This is a genomic window from Mycoplasma sp. CSL7503-lung, assembly GCF_025515455.1.
Classification (GTDB): Bacteria; Bacillota_I; Bacilli_A; order Mycoplasmatales; family Metamycoplasmataceae; genus Mycoplasmopsis.
Genome location: NZ_JAOPHP010000047.1, coordinates 1 through 1,112 on the forward strand (window position 1 = coordinate 1; position 1,112 = coordinate 1,112).

Sequence of the window (1,112 nt, forward strand, 5' to 3'; positions counted from 1 at the left end):
TCTTCTGTAGATTCTAAATTGTCATAATAAGAAAGAACAAAAGTTTCAATATCGATATTATTAAATTTTAAGTCTTTTTTGTTTTGTGTTTGAGACATTTTACTCCTTTGTTTTTGTTGTTGAACTATAAGCAAGCAGTTTTTGACCTTTTGAGCCATTTTTTGGTTGAAAATATGGTCGTCGTTGAATAGTATCCTCAAATTTTTTAATTCATTTTGGTTTTGTTTTTAATAAATATTGAAGATTTATTTTTGACAAAGCAATAAAAATTCATAATGCTTCTTCATAATCGTCCGATTTTATAACTCCAATCAAATCATATTTAATATTTTTTGATTTTTTACTTTCTTCATAATCTTCATTTAAATTGAATTTTTTAAATAAAAGTTGTAAAATTTCTAACGCTTTTGTTGAGTTATAAATTCTTAAATTTGTATTTACAAAAACATTGTTTTTTGTTCCATAAAAAATTTGTTTAATATTTTTTGATGCTTTATCAACTGATGTTAAAAAAACATATTCTAAAATAGTAATTAATTTTTGGGCTATATTTTTAGCAACATCAACATTTATATTTGAATCAAAAGCATAAACTAATCTAATTTTTTTGTTGTTTTCATTTGATGAATTAGTTTCGTATCAAAAACTAGGTAAGAAATATTTTAAAAATAACATATCTGACCTTCTTTTGTTATTTAATTCTTCAAATTTAATAACTTTTTTATAAAAATTAGTTAAAGTTTTATACAAAATTTCTGCTTTTGAATCAATATCAATATTAATAAATCTAGTTTTTTGTCCTGTTGAACAAATATAACTTTTGTTTTGTTGAATAGCATCAATCAAACTTGATATTTTCATACTTTTTAAATTTTTGCTTTTTTCAACAATATTTTTATGAAATAAAGCATTCATTTTTTGAGCATCTAAATTTGTTGGTTTAGAATCATACTTTTTTAAAAAAATGAAAAAATTTGTAAAATATTTATTTTGATTTCAAATTTTGTATAAATTCATTTCAACTCCTTTAGATTTTCTGTATTTTTCCAAAACTCTTTTAAAAAAGAGAAAAATAAAAAATAGGCTTTAACCTATTTTGTTTTCAGACCCCC

1 protein-coding gene is annotated in these 1,112 nt (G+C 21.0%); it reads right to left on the bottom strand.

Going from position 1 to position 1,112, the window contains the following annotated elements; all coding sequences use genetic code 4:
* Nucleotides 1–99: 99 nt before the first annotated feature.
* A complete protein-coding gene (locus tag N9R85_RS03830) occupies nucleotides 100–1,017 on the bottom strand; it encodes a hypothetical protein (RefSeq protein ID WP_262858659.1) in 918 nt (305 codons plus the stop codon).
* Nucleotides 1,018–1,112: the final 95 nt, after the last annotated feature.